General features: G+C 37.5%; 16 protein-coding genes and 4 pseudogenes. 3 read left to right on the top strand and 17 right to left on the bottom strand.

What is annotated here, in order from left to right:
- Positions 1-8 precede the first annotated feature (8 nt).
- A complete protein-coding gene (thmT, locus tag AC4PG0_RS13530) occupies positions 9-194 on the top strand; it encodes a 2-hydroxymuconate tautomerase (RefSeq protein WP_492167776.1) in 186 nt (61 codons plus the stop codon).
- A gap of 38 nt (positions 195-232) precedes the next feature.
- Here thmT and AC4PG0_RS13535 read toward each other — a convergent pair whose 3' ends face one another.
- The 12 genes from AC4PG0_RS13535 to AC4PG0_RS13590 all read right to left on the bottom strand — a co-directional run bounded on the left by AC4PG0_RS13535 (position 233) and on the right by AC4PG0_RS13590 (position 10,319).
- Positions 233-1,555, bottom strand: a complete 1,323-nt coding sequence (locus AC4PG0_RS13535) for an HD domain-containing protein (protein ID WP_492167777.1) — start codon at positions 1,553-1,555, stop codon at positions 233-235.
- A gap of 23 nt (positions 1,556-1,578) precedes the next feature.
- Entirely contained in the window at positions 1,579-2,415 is an 837-nt protein-coding gene (lipL, locus tag AC4PG0_RS13540; protein ID WP_033533660.1) for a lipoyl-[GcvH]:protein N-lipoyltransferase, read from the bottom strand.
- 317 nt (positions 2,416-2,732) lie between these two features.
- The gene (locus AC4PG0_RS13545) at positions 2,733-2,936 is read right to left on the bottom strand and encodes a hypothetical protein (protein WP_003764046.1); all 204 of its coding nucleotides are present in this window, start codon (positions 2,934-2,936) and stop codon (positions 2,733-2,735) included.
- A 23-nt stretch (positions 2,937-2,959) separates the two neighbouring features.
- Positions 2,960-3,283: a YxeA family protein gene (locus AC4PG0_RS13550; protein ID WP_003764048.1), complete on the bottom strand. Its 324-nt coding sequence runs from the start codon at positions 3,281-3,283 to the stop codon at positions 2,960-2,962.
- Positions 3,284-3,438: 155 nt separating this feature from the next.
- Positions 3,439-5,100 (bottom strand): peptide ABC transporter substrate-binding protein, encoded by a 1,662-nt coding sequence (locus tag AC4PG0_RS13555; RefSeq protein ID WP_072218672.1) that lies wholly within the window; start codon positions 5,098-5,100, stop codon positions 3,439-3,441.
- Between the two features lie 135 nt (positions 5,101-5,235).
- A complete protein-coding gene (locus AC4PG0_RS13560; protein WP_003764052.1) occupies positions 5,236-5,850 on the bottom strand; it encodes a DUF1648 domain-containing protein in 615 nt (204 codons plus the stop codon).
- A gap of 23 nt (positions 5,851-5,873) precedes the next feature.
- Positions 5,874-6,506 carry a nicotinamidase gene (locus tag AC4PG0_RS13565; protein WP_492167778.1) on the bottom strand — a complete coding sequence of 211 codons (633 nt, stop codon included), beginning with the start codon at positions 6,504-6,506 and terminating at the stop codon, positions 5,874-5,876.
- Positions 6,507-7,031 carry a dihydrofolate reductase family protein gene (locus AC4PG0_RS13570; RefSeq protein WP_003768405.1) on the bottom strand — a complete coding sequence of 175 codons (525 nt, stop codon included), beginning with the start codon at positions 7,029-7,031 and terminating at the stop codon, positions 6,507-6,509.
- 2 nt (positions 7,032-7,033) lie between these two features.
- Positions 7,034-8,032: a zinc-binding alcohol dehydrogenase family protein gene (locus tag AC4PG0_RS13575; RefSeq protein WP_045552603.1), complete on the bottom strand. Its 999-nt coding sequence runs from the start codon at positions 8,030-8,032 to the stop codon at positions 7,034-7,036.
- 96 nt (positions 8,033-8,128) lie between these two features.
- Complete coding sequence (locus AC4PG0_RS13580) at positions 8,129-8,401, bottom strand: hypothetical protein (protein WP_003772239.1); 273 nt, start codon at positions 8,399-8,401, stop codon at positions 8,129-8,131.
- Between the two features lie 48 nt (positions 8,402-8,449).
- Entirely contained in the window at positions 8,450-9,361 is a 912-nt protein-coding gene (locus tag AC4PG0_RS13585) for a cation diffusion facilitator family transporter (protein ID WP_492167779.1), read from the bottom strand.
- Between the two features lie 130 nt (positions 9,362-9,491).
- Complete coding sequence (locus AC4PG0_RS13590; RefSeq protein ID WP_033533662.1) at positions 9,492-10,319, bottom strand: Cof-type HAD-IIB family hydrolase; 828 nt, start codon at positions 10,317-10,319, stop codon at positions 9,492-9,494.
- A gap of 114 nt (positions 10,320-10,433) precedes the next feature.
- On the opposite strand from AC4PG0_RS13590, the gene AC4PG0_RS13595 reads away from it, so the two are divergent.
- The gene (locus AC4PG0_RS13595; protein WP_010991350.1) at positions 10,434-11,309 is read left to right on the top strand and encodes an alpha/beta hydrolase; all 876 of its coding nucleotides are present in this window, start codon (positions 10,434-10,436) and stop codon (positions 11,307-11,309) included.
- Positions 11,310-11,321: 12 nt separating this feature from the next.
- Positions 11,322-11,606 (top strand): putative quinol monooxygenase, encoded by a 285-nt coding sequence (locus tag AC4PG0_RS13600; RefSeq protein ID WP_010991351.1) that lies wholly within the window; start codon positions 11,322-11,324, stop codon positions 11,604-11,606.
- 215 nt (positions 11,607-11,821) lie between these two features.
- Here AC4PG0_RS13600 and AC4PG0_RS13605 read toward each other — a convergent pair whose 3' ends face one another.
- The 5 genes and pseudogenes from AC4PG0_RS13605 to AC4PG0_RS13625 all read right to left on the bottom strand — a co-directional run.
- Complete coding sequence (locus tag AC4PG0_RS13605) at positions 11,822-12,019, bottom strand: LPXTG cell wall anchor domain-containing protein (RefSeq protein ID WP_231849124.1); 198 nt, start codon at positions 12,017-12,019, stop codon at positions 11,822-11,824.
- Between the two features lie 123 nt (positions 12,020-12,142).
- Positions 12,143-12,952, bottom strand: a pseudogene (locus AC4PG0_RS13610) (InlB B-repeat-containing protein); the annotation flags it as partial.
- A 27-nt stretch (positions 12,953-12,979) separates the two neighbouring features.
- Positions 12,980-14,047, bottom strand: a pseudogene (locus AC4PG0_RS13615) (InlB B-repeat-containing protein); the annotation flags it as partial.
- Positions 14,027-14,272: pseudogene (locus AC4PG0_RS13620) on the bottom strand (InlB B-repeat-containing protein); the annotation flags it as partial. The pseudogenes AC4PG0_RS13615 and AC4PG0_RS13620, both read right to left, overlap by 21 nt.
- A pseudogene (locus AC4PG0_RS13625) lies at positions 14,255-14,575 on the bottom strand (InlB B-repeat-containing protein); the annotation flags it as partial. The pseudogenes AC4PG0_RS13620 and AC4PG0_RS13625, both read right to left, overlap by 18 nt.
- Between the last annotated feature and the right edge of the window lie 42 nt (positions 14,576-14,617).

Consider the following 14,617-nt stretch of genomic DNA (forward strand, 5'->3'; position numbering starts at 1 on the left):
GTGAGAAAATGCCATTTATTACCATTCAATTCTTAGAAGGTCGTAGTGATGACCAAAAGAAAGCTTTAGTCAGCGAAGTAACTGACGTAGTTTCTAAAAACCTAAAGGCGCCAAAAGAAAATATTCACGTAATTTTAGAAGAAATGAAAAAAACTGATTACGGTGTTGGCGGCGTAAGAAAATCTGATATTTAAGCATTACTAGAAGCAAGGTTTTAATCGCCTTGCTTCTTTTATTTTTCTTTTAATGAATGCGCATGAATTAATGAAATCATTCTTTCTGCTATCTCCGGCTCCACTCGTCCGCTTTCAATGAAGTCAAGCGGATAATATAGCTTGATGTCTGTTCGACGTTCCCGCCCGATTGCCTCAACAACTGGTGATTCAGTCGACAGTTCACGCAGTTCGCCATTTCCCATAAGCAGTTTTATAGGTTCTTTTCCACCACCAACGCCTGGAAGATAATAATCATACGGCAGGTCACTAGAGGAATCAACTACTAAATAGTACGAGGGATCGATATCAGCTTTTTCTAACAATCCTTTTAATTCAGCGTATAGTTCGGCATCTTCTTTCGGATTATAATTAAGATACCTGAGCAATCTTCTATTTAAAAAGCGGCTGCATAAATCGCTCAAAATCGGATCCGTTTCCTCTTGCCAAATCGAGAAATAATACATTAAAACAATATCATCAAGCACAATATAGTCTTTTAAACTCACTTCATTTACAAAAAACGGTAAAACTTGTATTGGAGGAACTTTAAAATCATAACCCGCGCAATACAACTTCTTCGCTCGTTCGAGGATTTTCCATAACAATACTTCCCCACTACGGCTCACTGGATGAAAATACACTTGCTGATACATTTGGTAACGACTCATAATATAATCTTCCACAGCATGCATTCCGGAGTACTTCACAATAACTCCATTACCATCAGGGCTAGGTCGAAGCACTCGTAAAATCCGTTCTAAATCAAACTTCCCATAACTAACCCCTGTATAATACGCATCCCGTAGTAAGTAGTCCATTCGGTCAGCGTCAATTTGGCTTGAAATCAACTTAACTAGCGTTTGATTAGGATAGTTTTTCTTAATAATCGAGGCCACCCTGAGCGGAAAATCATCGCTAACTCGTGAAAGCACTTCGCTAACTTCTGTATTGCCAATAATAATCGCTTGTGTATACTCCTCATGATCCGTGCCAAAAACCTTCTCAAACGCATGAGAAAACGGACCATGACCTAAATCGTGTAAAAGTGCGGCACATAAAGCAACCATTCGTTCTTCAGAATCTAATTGTGGTTCTTTTGCAAAAGTCACATCAATAATTTGCCGAACAATCTCATACACACCTAAAGAATGATTGAAACGACTATGTTCGGCTCCGTGGAACGTAAGCGAAGTCGTGCCTAATTGGTGTATTCGTCGCAACCGCTGAAATTCTTTTGTTGCAATTAAATCCCAAATTAACTTATCAGAAACATGTACGTAACCATGAACAGGATCTTTGAACACTTTTTCTTCAATTAACTTTTCCGTTAAATAACTCACGCTACCCTCTCCTTTTATGTAATTTAAGAAAGCACTTTATCATTTCGGGCAATTAAACGTTCATAGTAGGCTGGAAATAAATCGAGTTCTTCTGAAGTCAGAGTGCCTGATTCAAGTTTTCCTGCATAATGACGCAAACTATTAAATAATCGTACTAAACATCCATTAACAGTCATATTCTCTTTCATTAAATCTGACAATGTACCCATAACTTCTGGCTTTACGTCTGGAAAACTGTATTTGATTTGCTTATCTTTTCCGCTGATTGTATAGAAATCACGAATTAGTTCCGAGCGCGCGGCTTGATCGCCTTCAACAGCTAAATAAATTTGAACAGCGACGCCTTTAGCCATTCTGCGCTGTGAAATACCAGCAAATTTCTGCCCTTGAATGCTAAGATCATAACTTCCAGGACAATAAGAATTCACGATTTCTTTCGCTTCAATTACTTCATTACAATCTACAAACATATCTTTAATTAGGGTAAACATGGTTTCGTAACCTCGTTCAATCGCAATTCCACGTTCGGCATCTGGAAGTACCATTGACAAGTTAAGCACTCCTGAATCAAGCACAACCGCTAAACCACCGGAATTGCGCACAACGACTCGATAACCTTGTTCTTGCAAAAAAGCAATTCCTTTATCTATATCCGGTAACTTGGAATCTTGTATTCCAAGGGAAACTGTTTTTTCATGAACCCAGCCTCGAACAGTGGGCGGCACCATTCTTGCTCCAACTGAACGACATAACGTATCGTCAGTCGCAAAAGATTGAATAGCATCAAAAGCTGGATTGATTGTCGTGTTATCAATGAAACGCCATGCTTCTTGCTTTAGTAGTGTATTTTCAATGTCCATCTCTATGTCCTCCAAGAATTTCTTTTTGTTATTATAGCATATCCGTTCCGACTTTAGTTACAAACGGCTTAAAATAGCCATTTAATCGTTATTTTTGATTTTTCTGTACTTATTTTACTTTTTTACGTCTGATGTTGAAAACTAGGGCAGTAATGATTGATATAACAATAGATTTGGTAATTATATCTTTTTTCATTTTCATCGCCTCATTTCCTTTACCTTATTATAACAAACTTACCATACAAAAAAACCTAACTTCTGTAAAAGAAATTAGGTTCTGTCTATCTAAAAGCCTAGGGAGCTTATTTAGCAAAAGATTACCAGTCGTAACGGTCTTTATTGTCGCGTTGACTTGTATGTTTCGGGGAATTTCCCCACATGCGATAAAGTAAATATCCAATTCCACCTAATACAAGGACTGGGAATAAGAAGTGAAGTGTAATTCCAACAATATCAAGTACGATATTAAGTGCAATAAATCCTAAAATAACTGTAAAAAATATTTTCCAAAAACTATTCATTTTCAATTCCTCATTTCTAATTTTTATTTACTACTTGCAAGTGGAACACTGTTTATTTCCTTGGCTTGAACGAGTAGTTCGTTGTCTTGAACGACGATTTTATACTGTTTGTTCTTTTTAAGTTGTGTAGTTGACATGAAGTTAACTTTGTGACTGTTTCCTTGATTATCTAGACACGATTCGCGGAAAGAATACCCTTTGAACTTTGACTTGGTAACTTCTTTTCCATCGTTTTTGATTGTAACGTAATATGTATTTGCTGCTGATCCAACTGGTGCCGAAAATTCAATTACAACCATTGTTAATACAAAAATTGCAGCCAGTAAACCGAAAAGTCCCTTTTTCATTGTTTTTACCGTCCTTTTTTGTTGATAGGTTTATTATAGGGGAGATTCAAAAAAGGAACGAACGGCTCTAGGCTGAAAATTGGTACATCCTAAGTCTTATTTTCATTCGGGTACAAAAAAATGAGTCTAGTAAAGTTAACTAGACTCATTTTAAATTAATTTTTTTCAATCCATTTGTAGTTTTCTGATCCAATTGGATAGGTTGTATAGTTTTTAAGATTGCTTTTTTGCAAGTATGCTCGGCCGCCTTGATATAGCGGAATGAGTACGGCGTTATCTTTCAGCAAGATTTGTTCGGCTTCTAGTAGGGCTTGCCATCTTTTTTCCGGATTTGCTGAGAGTTTACCTTTCGCACCAAGGACTAGTTCATCGTATTTCGCGTCTGAGAAGCCTGTATGGTTTCCTGGGCTATTTGTAAGGAATAGGTTGAGATATGTTAGTGGGTCTTGATAATCGCCTCCCCAACCTCCTAGTAGTAGTTCAAAGTCTTGCGTAACGTCCGCTTGGAAACTAGCTTGGTTCGTAACATTTTTTAGTTTGATAGTTAGTCCAGGAAGGTTTTCTTCCAATTGATTTTGGATAAATTCTGTTTGTTTGCGTTGTAGAGATGTATCACCACTTGTTAAAGTCAGTGTTAATTCTGATTTCCCAATTTCTTTTAAGCCTTGTTTCCAAGCGCTTATTGCTTCTTGTTGATCAAATTTGAGTAAATCACCATTTTGTTTACGGAAATCTTCTTTTGTTTCTGGATCAAACATAATATCAGCAGGAACGTCGCCATTTAAAGCTTTAGAACCGTTAGCAAGAAGTGTGTTGACCATGCCTGTTTTATCAATAGCCATTGCTAGAGCTCGACGTAAATTCAAGTTGGCTAAATCCGTTTTCACGCCATCTTTACCTTGATTCATCTTCATATAGACAGAGCGTCCAGTTGCTTCTTTATGGAAATTTTTATCATCTTTATATTGTTTAACAAATTCGCCGTCAAGCTCTACTCGGTCTAATTTATTTGTGTTGTATAAATTTAAGGCCGCATTGGTATCTTTGACGACAGTTACATGGATTTTCTCTGTAGGAACATTCTTTTTATCCCAATAAGTTGGGTTTTTAACGTAATCCCAAGTCATATTTGTGCCATTCCAATTTTCTAGTTTGTAAGGACCATTTGAAATTAAAGTGTCGCTTTTTGTTCCATAACGATCACCTTGTTTTTCCACGAATGCTTGGTTTTGTGGGAAGAACGTGCCAGTCGTTAAGAGCTCTTTGAAAATTGGTACAGGATTTTCTAATTCGATTTGAAGTGTTTTGTCGTCTAGCGCTTTAATTCCAAGTTCATCCGGGGACATTTCACCTTTTAAAATTTGGGTTGCGTTTTTGACAATTTCTTCCATTTGCGGTCCGTATGCAGCTGCTGTTTTTGGATCAACTACTTTTTTCCAAGCATACTCAAAATCATGAGCCGTCACTGGGTCGCCGTTAGACCACTTCGCATCATCGCGAATTTTGAAAATAAGTGTTTTCCCGCCATCTTTTTCTTCAGGTTCACTGGCAGCTAGTGCTAGCGCAGGTTTCCCATTTTTATCTAATCGATATAATCCTTCAAAAATCTGATTGATTACTCGAAAACTTACGCTATTGTCTGCGAGTGTTGGACTTGCATTTGGAATTCCACTCGTTTCCATGATGTTAACAACTTTTGCTTTCTTTTCTGATGTTACTTTTTCACTTTCCCCTTTATCGCCAGACTGACATGCTGTAAGTACTAGTAAACATAACAAACTGAGTGCCACTACCATTTTTCTGGCTGTTTTATGCAAAATTTCTCCTCCTCTTTTTGTAAGCGCTTTTTGATTACGCAAAAAAATGACGGACTTCCTGCCAAATTCGCGCAGAACTTCCGCCACCATTATAAACCGAAACTGTATCAATTGTAAATATAAACTGTTATATTTTTATTTCTTATTAAGATAAACTCCAGAGCCAACAACAATAACACACATCGTCATTAACATTGCTAACATTAAGTAGCTGGGATCATTTCGCATGAACAAAGCTAGGATAAAACAGATTGTACCAGCTATATTAAGTGTAACAGTTGTAATTTTTCTAAGTAGGTTTCTTGACCATGCATCAATCTTTTTAAAACCAATCATCGTTAAAAATTTAAAGAGTTTTTTAGAGTATTGAATGTAAGCTGCGACAACAAACATAAATGCTCCTGCTGTCACTAGCGATAGTCTGCCAGTTGGGATATCATAACCTAGCGCATATACAATTATACTCATTTGAATAATCGTAAGTAACACGAGTAACAGTCTAAAACAGTATTCAAATTCTAATAAACTCTCTTGATTCACTTTTTCTTTCCCGTAGTATTCCGTTCCTGTAAACATAATCATTAAAAAGGGAATCAGTATTAAGCCGAGCCACTTTTGCATAAACATATCTGGGGAGAAGTCCGTACCGAAATGCACCGCCACTTCAGAAGGTAGTAGCGGATATAACACAGCAGAAATTCCTACTGTGAAAAGAATTATCATACTAGGAAATAAACCAACTTTCCTCATTCCCCTCACCTCTTCCAATATAATTACTGGCAGTAGGCGACAAGTTCCTCCCTTGTTTCGATAAGTTGAACTTTCTCGGTATTCGCTAATTGCTCTTTTGTTTCATCAAAACCTTGTTCAGATAATGCACGTGTCGCTGGTAAATAAACTAATACAGAAAAGCCTGCCCTACTTAACTGTATAACCGTAGTTTTCACACAAAAATCAAATGCTAAACCTCCAACAAGAACTAAATCCACCTGTTGTTCTCTTAAATATTCTAGTACACCTGTTGAAAGCTGTTCGACAATATCGTGATAACAAGCGCCGTACGGATGAATGACTGGCTCCATGCCTTTCCAAATAAAGTAATCATAATCCGTCACAACTGGCAATCCGTCTAATAATTCAAAACCTTTCGTACCGGGTTCGCAGTGTCTAACCCAAGTCCGGTCCGCATTTGGATATTCGAGTTCAGCCAGCATTTCGTCTTTGGAATCAACTACCCATACGGCATTATGCGGATGCGCGTCTTTACTACCAATTCGTAGAGTAGCAAGACTTGCCATAAAATTAAGCTCCGGCACAATTTTGTCACCGCCCGAAACTGGTAATTCGTCGGGACAAAGTGGTGTAAAGCCTTTTTGTGCATCAATATCAAAAGCTGCAATTTTCATTTACTTTTCCTCCAAATTTTTATAAGTAAGTTGAGCAAACTGTCCGAAACGAGTCACTTCTTCAAGTTCTAACGCATGTTCTTGATCTTCTTCAAATAACGGAATTCCTTTTCCTAAAATGATAGGCGCAATCGTAATTACAAACCGATCAATCGCCTTTTCTTTTAAAAATTGTTTCACTAACTGCGCGCCGCCGACAAGCCAGACTTTTTCACCATCGATGTTGTTTAGCCACGTATCTACTGTGCCAGCGACAAAATCAGCGTATTCGTCTTTTGTCCCTGCTTTTGTGTTAGAAAAAACGTAGACATCTTTTTTACTATATGGAAAAGTATCTGTAAGCGAGAAAATTTGTTGATACGTAGTTCGTCCCATTACGACTGTATCCACGTTATCAAAGAAGGCCTCATAACCTGCATCGCCTTCACTATCAACAGATTCTAGCCATTCTACGCTGCCGTTTTCATCCGCAATGTAGCCGTCCAAACTCACTGCGATATATAGCGCAACTTGTTTTTCACTCATAATCACTCAAATCCTTTCACTACTAATTTTCCAATCATTTTTCCGGATGAGATAATTTTGTGAGCTTCTTCTATCGTTTTTGCATTTACAGGAGATAAGACTTTATTTAATGTTGATGTTAAGTCTCCTTTATCTAGCATGCGCGCCGCTTCTGTAAGAATTTCATGCTGTTTGATTTTATCTTCTGTATTGTATTTCGAACGAGTAAACATAAATTCATAGCTGAAAGTAGCACTCTTGTCTTTTAAAAGAGACATCTTCACTGGTTCTGCAAGTTCCACAATCGAACAAATTTTTCCTTGTGGTCGAATTGCTTCTTGCATGTCATCCCAGTGAGCATTTGTATTATGCAAACACAAAATAAAGTCGACACCTTGTTCAAAACCAAGTTCTTTCAATTGTTTTGTTAAATTTTCTCGGTGATTAATGATGTGATTTGCACCGTGTTTCTTCGTCCATTCTATTGTTTCTTCACGTGATGCTGTAGCGATGACATTAAGTCCAATGTTTGCAGCTAGTTGAGTCGCAATCGAACCCACTCCACCAGCTCCATTAATAATTAAAATGGATTTTCCTTTATCGGCTTCAACAATTCCCATACGTTCAAAAAGAGCTTCCCATGCAGTAATAGTTGTCAGTGGCATCGCAGCGGCTTCTTCTAAACTTAAATGTTTGGGTTTTAAACCGACTAGCCGTTCATCAATTAATGTGAATTCGGCATATGCGCCAGGCCTTGTAACATCGCCAGCGAAATATACTTCTTGTCCTGTTTTAAATAAAGTCACTTCTGAACCAATCTCCACTACTTCACCAACTGCATCCCAACCTAAAATCCTTACTTCATCTCCGGTTAGTTTGGTTGCTTCGCGTTGTTTAGTGTCTACTGGATTGATGGAAATCGCTTTAATTTTTACTAATAAATCATGATTTTCTGGCACTGGTTGTTTAATTTCCATATCCACGAAATCAGTTGATGCCTTTGTTAATCCTACCACTTTCATTTGACAACACCTCTCGTTTCCTTTTCCCGAATTTCTTAAAATAATGCACATTTACATAAAAAAGCCTCCTCAATTTTATAGAGAAGGCTTTAAAAGTTATTTTTCGTCGAGTATTTCGCTATCTTTGAATTTCATTTTTGCATTACAAGCTGGGCATTTTATTTTTAATTTGCCGCCGTGTGAATGAGTATGGTCGCTATCTTCTTTTTTAGTAAGAAGCATTCTGCCAGCTTTTTTTAGTAGTGGGATAGCGATAATAACACCGATGATTGTGAACATTGCTAGAACCCCGATAAATACTAAGGTTACGGCAACTACAGCGATAAAAGTTTTTTTCAAAAAATGACCTAAATCAACTTGTTCTTCCATCTAAACCAACTCCTCTAATTGATATAGTAATCATATCATGAAGTTGTATTAATTGCAGTGATGATGGTGAGCATGACTTCCTTCTAATTGAATCGTACTATGTTCTAGCGAGAAGTTTTCTTGTAAATAATGCTCAATATCAATTAAAATTTTATCTCGGTCTGCGTCTTCAGCTACGGTTAAATGAGCTGTAAGAGCGTTAAAATCAGAAGTAATCGCCCATACATGTAAATCATGCACTTCAGTCACGCCATCTTGTTCTTGGAAGAAAGTTTTGATTTCTTCTGTATCAACATTCGCAGGTTTCCCTTCCATCAAAATATGGATAGCGTCTTTTAACACGCGCCAGCCACTAACTAAAATTAGCGCTGCAACGATAACACTAGCGATTGGGTCAGCGATATTCCAGCCGAAGAAAATAATGAGTAGTGCAGCAGTGATAGCACCAACAGATCCAAGCAAGTCACCTAGCACATGCAAGAAAGCACTACGCATGTTCAAGTTTTCGCTCGTATCACCTTTCATTAAAATCCAAGCAACTAAAATATTAATAAGCAATCCAATGACAGAAATAGTCATCATTCCTGCTCCAATTACTTGTGGTGGATCAAAGAAACGTCCAATTGCTTCATAGAAAATAAAAACAGAAATCCCAACGAGCGTCAATCCATTTAGAAATGCTGCTAAAATTTCAAAGCGTTTATAGCCATAGGTTTTATCAGAACTTGCTGCTTTTTCACCGAACTTAAATGCAGCCAAACTTAAACCTAATGCCACAGCATCAGAAAGCATATGTCCAGCATCAGAAAGCAGTGCCAAACTATTGGTCATAATTCCACCAATAACTTCAACTATCATAAAAGTAGCGATTAGGATAAAACTAATAAATAATGATTTTTTGTTGGCATTATGCGTATGGTTATGGTTGTGACCATGTGCATGATCGTGATTATGTGCCATATGATTACTTCCCCTCTGTAAAGACCTAATTTCTTTATATGCATATGTTAGCATATATACATTTTTAACGCAAGCTTTCTTCAAAGAAAAAACTTCCACTCTTGATTTAAGTGGAAGTTTCACACATATTTTATAAAATTTCTTCTTGCATAAATAAGCCTAATCCACCAATATCATGATGTTTTGCAATTTTATCAGCTTTTTCTAAAGCAAGCGGAATACCGTTTTCCATAGCTACGCCAATCTCTGCTAGTTCAATCATGCCAACATCATTTTCATTATCACCAAAAGCGATAGTTGAATTTAAATTAATGTAACCATTATCTGCTAGGTATGTAAGGCCTTTTGCTTTATCAATACCTTCATTCATAATATCAATTAAATTAGATGCAGAAGCTAGGACAGATAGCGGTAAACCTTGCAGAGCTGCTTTGATTTCTGCTCGTTTTTCTAAGTCAGACTCAATTACGAGAACTTTTAGCGGGAACTCACCTTCGCGGAGCACACTGAAAGGATCTGTTGTTAAAGTAATTGGAACCTGCTCGTTTTCTGGTAAAGTTTTATTTAGCTCATTGAAGAAAGCGATTTTGCCAGTATTTGTTGGTCCAATAATTCGTTCTGTTGTATAAATATGGTAGTTAACACCTAATGGTTCAAGCGTTTCTAATACAGTATGCACTAGGTCTAACTCAATATTACTTTTATATAAAATTTCTCCAGTCGTAAAATCACGTACTAATCCACCATTACAAGAAATAACAGGTGTTTTAATATTGAGTTCATGGATAAATGGCAAAATAGCTAAGTCTAGTCGACCTGTCGCAAGGAAAAGTTTTTTTCCGTCTGCTTGCCAATTTATTAAAACTTCTTTATTTAGGGGATGAATTTGATCTCCTTTTTTTACGAGTAATGTTCCGTCCATGTCTGTAATAACTGTATCAATCGCTACATTTGCCAATAGTTTTCGCACCTTTCTATAATTCCGTTAGTATGTATTTTGATTATAGACGAGTTTCACATGATTGTCACGTCGATTTTTGGTATAATAATTTGGAATGGAGGAAGATACTTAGTGAAGAAATATTTTATTACAATCATGATTTTGCTTTTTGGTACGCTAATTCTTGCTGCATGCCAAAATAGCGATGAGGCAGATAATTACGAGCCTCCTAAAGTAGATTTGAAAGATCAAATACCAATTATTTTAATTCATGGGAGCGGCGGTAATGCAAGTTCTCTTGATAAAATGGCAGACCAACTAATGAACGAATATAGAAGTTCTAATGAAGCATTGACTATGACTGTTAATTCAGAAGGAAAAATCAAGTTCGAAGGTAAGCTTACAAAAGATGCCAAACGCCCAATTATAAAATTCGGCTTCGAGCAAAATCAAGCAACCCCTGACGATTGGTCCAAATGGTTAAAAATCGCGATGGAAGATTTAAAATCACGATATGGCTTTACACAAATGGACGGTGTAGGGCATTCCAATGGAGGTTTGGCACTAACTTATTACGCGGAAGATTACGCGGGAGATAAAACCGTACCTACTTTGCGTAAGTTAGTAGCAATTGGTTCACCATTTAATGACTTAGACCCAAACGATAACGGAATGGATCTATCATTTAAAAAATTGCCAAATAGTACTCCTCAAATGGATTATTTTATTAAAAATCAAACAGAGGTAAGTCCTGATTTAGAAGTACTTGCAATTGCAGGTGAATTAAGCGAAGACAACCCAACAGACGGGATTGTCCCAACGATTAGTTCACTCGCAACCAGGCTCTTTATGCCAGGAAGTGCCAAAGCTTATATAGAAGATATTCAAGTTGGAGAAGACGCGGTTCACCAAACATTACACGAAACACCTAAGAGCATCGAGAAAACATATTGGTTTTTAGAAAAATTCAAAACAGATGAAACAGTTATCCAATTAGATTACAAATAGGAGGTATAGCAGTTGATACACATAGAAGCGAAAATCCAAGTGAAACCAGACTTTATAGAATCATTTTTAAAAGAAGTGGAGCTAGTCATCCAAAATTCGCTCTCAGAAGCCGGAAACCATGGCTATGAATTAGTTCGTTCTGTAAAAAACGCATCTACCTTCTATCTCTTAGAAAAATGGGCAGATGAAGCTGCTATTCAATTCCATAATTCAACAGAGCACTATAAACGATTTAAACGGGAAATTCCTGCATTTTTAGCATTCCCGACCGAAGTGGATGTACTCACTAAAATTTAAAAATGATTTTATCAAAAAAGATGGGCTCTATTTTCATAGAGGCCATCTTTTTTTGTAAGCGAAGCATTTTACAAGAATTAGAAACTTTCCAGGGGCACGAACACATTTGGTGCCAAACTAGTTTTCCCGACAATTCCCTACAGAGACTAATTTAACTAGTAAAAGAGAAAGAAAGCCGCATATGAACATCATGCTTCATACGCGGCTTTCAATTTTTATTTATGAGACATTTTTTTGAAAAAGCCAAACGTTCCAGCGATTAGTAATAATCCTATTAATAAATAAAGGATATTTTCTTGGTCGCCTGTTTTTGGTAATTCTTTACTTTGTTTTGTTTTCTTAACAGGGTCATTAGCTGGTTTTATCGTAGCAGTAATGTTTGTGTTCTCAGTTGCCGGTAAGATGTCATCCATTAGATCGTCTTGATGTGCTGGATCTGCTGGTTGAATCGGATTTACTGGGTTTACTGGGTTTATCGGATTTACCGGGTTTACTGGATTTACCGGGTCTACCGGAACTACTGGATTTTGGGTAAAGCGCGCATATAAGGCTAAATCATTAGCAGGCATTTTGTTTGTAGCAAAATCCCATTTATTACCACCTGTTTCGGCATCATACCAACCATCAAATGTATAACCAGCTTTTGTAAGTGCTGGCGGTTCTTGTAGTAATCCTTGGTAGTCAACTGTTTGTGTTGTAACTTCTTCACCATTAAGTGTGGCAGTATATGATTTAACGGTAAAACGGGCATATAGCGTAACGTCTTTTGCTGGCATTTTATTTGCTGCAAAGTCCCATTTGTTTCCACCTGTTTCCGCATCATACCAACCATCAAATGTGTGGCCTTCTTTTGTTGGCGCTGTCGGTTCTGTAAGCAGACTGTCGTAATCAACAGCTTGTGTCGTTGTTGTTCCGTCTTTATCAAATGTTGCTGTATAAGCATTTGTGCTAAAACGGGCATATAATGTAACGTTTTTCGCTGGCATTTTTTTCGCTGCAAAATCCCATTTGTTTCCGCCTGTTTCGGCATCATACCAACCATCAAATGTGTAGCCGTCTTTAGTCGGTGCTGTTGGTTCCGTAATCAGACTGTCGTAATCAACGGCTTGTGTCGTTGTTGTTCCGTCTTTATCAAATGTTGCTGTATAAGCATTTGTGCTAAAACGGGCATATAATGTGATGTTTTTCGCTGGCATTTTTTTTGCTGCAAAGTCCCATTTGTTTCCACCTGTTTCGGCATCATACCAGCCATCAAATGTGTAGCCGTCTTTTGTTGGCGCTGTTGGTTCTGTAATTAGACTGTCGTAATCAACAGCTTGTGTCGTTGTTGTTCCGTCTTTATCAAATGTTGCTGTATAAGCATTTGCACTAAAACGGGCATATAATGTGACGTTTTTCGCTGGCATTTTTTTCGCTGCGAAATCCCATTTGTTTCCACCTGTTTCGGCATCATACCAACCAGTAAATATATAACCGGCTTTTGTTGGCTCTGTCGGTGCTTGAATCAGGCTATCATAATTGACTGTTTGTGTCGTTGTCGTTCCGTCTTTGTCAAATGTTGCTGTATATGATTTGACTGTAAAACGAGCGTACAGTGTGACGTTCTTGGCAGGCATTTTTTTGGTTGCAAAATTCCATTTGTTTCCGCCTGTCTCCGCATCATACCAACCATCAAATGTGTAACCCTCTTTTGTTGGCGCTGTCGGTTCTGTCAGAAGACTATCATAATTAGCTGTTTGTGTCGTTGTCGTTCCGTCTTTATCAAATGTCGCTGTATAGGATTTGACTGTGAAACGAGCGTACAGTGTGATGTTCTTGGCAGGCATTTTGTCAGTTGCAAAATTCCATTTGTTTCCGTCCGTCTCCGCATCATACCAACCATCAAATGTGTAACCCTCTTTTGTTGGCGCTGTTGGTTCTGTCAAAAGACTATCATAATTAGCTGTTTGTGTCGTTGTTGTTCCTTCTTTGTCAAATGTTGTTGTATAAGATTTAGCGCTATAACGAGCATATAGTGTGATGTTGTTCCCCGGCATTTTATTCGTCGCGAAATTCCATTTGTTTCCGCCAGTTTGTGCGTCGTACCAACCTTCAAACGTATAACCATCTTTTGTCGGTTCAGTTGGTTCTGTTAGCGCTTCTTGATAATCGACTGTTTGCGTTGTCGTTGTTCCATCATTATTAAAAGTCGCAGTGTAATTATTCATTGTAAAACGGGCATATAAAGTTACTGGATTTGCAGGCATCTTATCTTGAGCAAAATTCCACTTTTTACCGCCTGTTTCTGCGTCATACCAACCATCAAATGTGTAACCAGCTTTCGTTGGCGTTGTTGGTTCTTCTGCAAGACCATCATAGTCCACTGTTTCTGTCGTTGTTACCCCGCCATTATCAAAGGTCATAGGATATGTTTTAGAAGCAAATTGAGCATATAATGTGATGTTTTTCCCCGGCATTAAATCGTTAGCAAAATCCCATTTTTTACCGCCTGTTTCTGCATCATACCACCCAATAAATGTATAACCATCTTTTACTGGTTTTGTAGGTTCATTAATTTTCTTTTGATAAACAACTGGTTGGGTAGCTGTTCTTTCTTCAGAGATTAATGTAGCTGTGTAGGTCTCTATTGTAAAGTATGCGTATAAAGTTACATCATGAGCCGGCATTTTATTATCCTGAAAATACCATCTTATTCCGTAACCATTTGGTTCTTCATACCATCCCCAAAACTTATACCCTTCAATAACTGGATTTGCTGGGGCAGATTTAATTACTTCGTCTGCTTCATATTCTCCCATTAAATTATCACGTTTAGGGGTTGATAATATCAATTTGTATTTTGTCGTCTCTGTTTCTGCCGCATTTACGTTGTTTCCATTATTTTCTGAAGCCCATATAGCAAATGGGTCTGCGTTTAATTGTAAAAGGATTACTCCTACTGCAATTAGTAAACATATTTTTCTTTTCATATGATCCTCCTCATCTAGGTTGCAAAATTAGATTTATAATTA

This window comes from Listeria sp. MAN/IMW/UF464 (assembly GCF_058683955.1).

Coding starts and splice junctions, on each gene's coding strand:
- thmT (WP_492167776.1), top strand. CDS start 9: ATGCCATTTATTACCATTCAATTCTTAGAAGGTCGTAGTGATGACCAA.
- lipL (WP_033533660.1), bottom strand. CDS start 2,415: ATGGACATTGAAAATACACTACTAAAGCAAGAAGCATGGCGTTTCATT.
- AC4PG0_RS13545 (WP_003764046.1), bottom strand. CDS start 2,936: ATGAATAGTTTTTGGAAAATATTTTTTACAGTTATTTTAGGATTTATT.
- AC4PG0_RS13550 (WP_003764048.1), bottom strand. CDS start 3,283: ATGAAAAAGGGACTTTTCGGTTTACTGGCTGCAATTTTTGTATTAACA.
- AC4PG0_RS13560 (WP_003764052.1), bottom strand. CDS start 5,850: ATGAGGAAAGTTGGTTTATTTCCTAGTATGATAATTCTTTTCACAGTA.
- AC4PG0_RS13565 (WP_492167778.1), bottom strand. CDS start 6,506: ATGAAAATTGCAGCTTTTGATATTGATGCACAAAAAGGCTTTACACCA.
- AC4PG0_RS13570 (WP_003768405.1), bottom strand. CDS start 7,031: ATGAGTGAAAAACAAGTTGCGCTATATATCGCAGTGAGTTTGGACGGC.
- AC4PG0_RS13575 (WP_045552603.1), bottom strand. CDS start 8,032: ATGAAAGTGGTAGGATTAACAAAGGCATCAACTGATTTCGTGGATATG.
- AC4PG0_RS13580 (WP_003772239.1), bottom strand. CDS start 8,401: ATGGAAGAACAAGTTGATTTAGGTCATTTTTTGAAAAAAACTTTTATC.
- AC4PG0_RS13585 (WP_492167779.1), bottom strand. CDS start 9,361: ATGGCACATAATCACGATCATGCACATGGTCACAACCATAACCATACG.
- AC4PG0_RS13605 (WP_231849124.1), bottom strand. CDS start 12,019: ATGGATGACATCTTACCGGCAACTGAGAACACAAACATTACTGCTACG.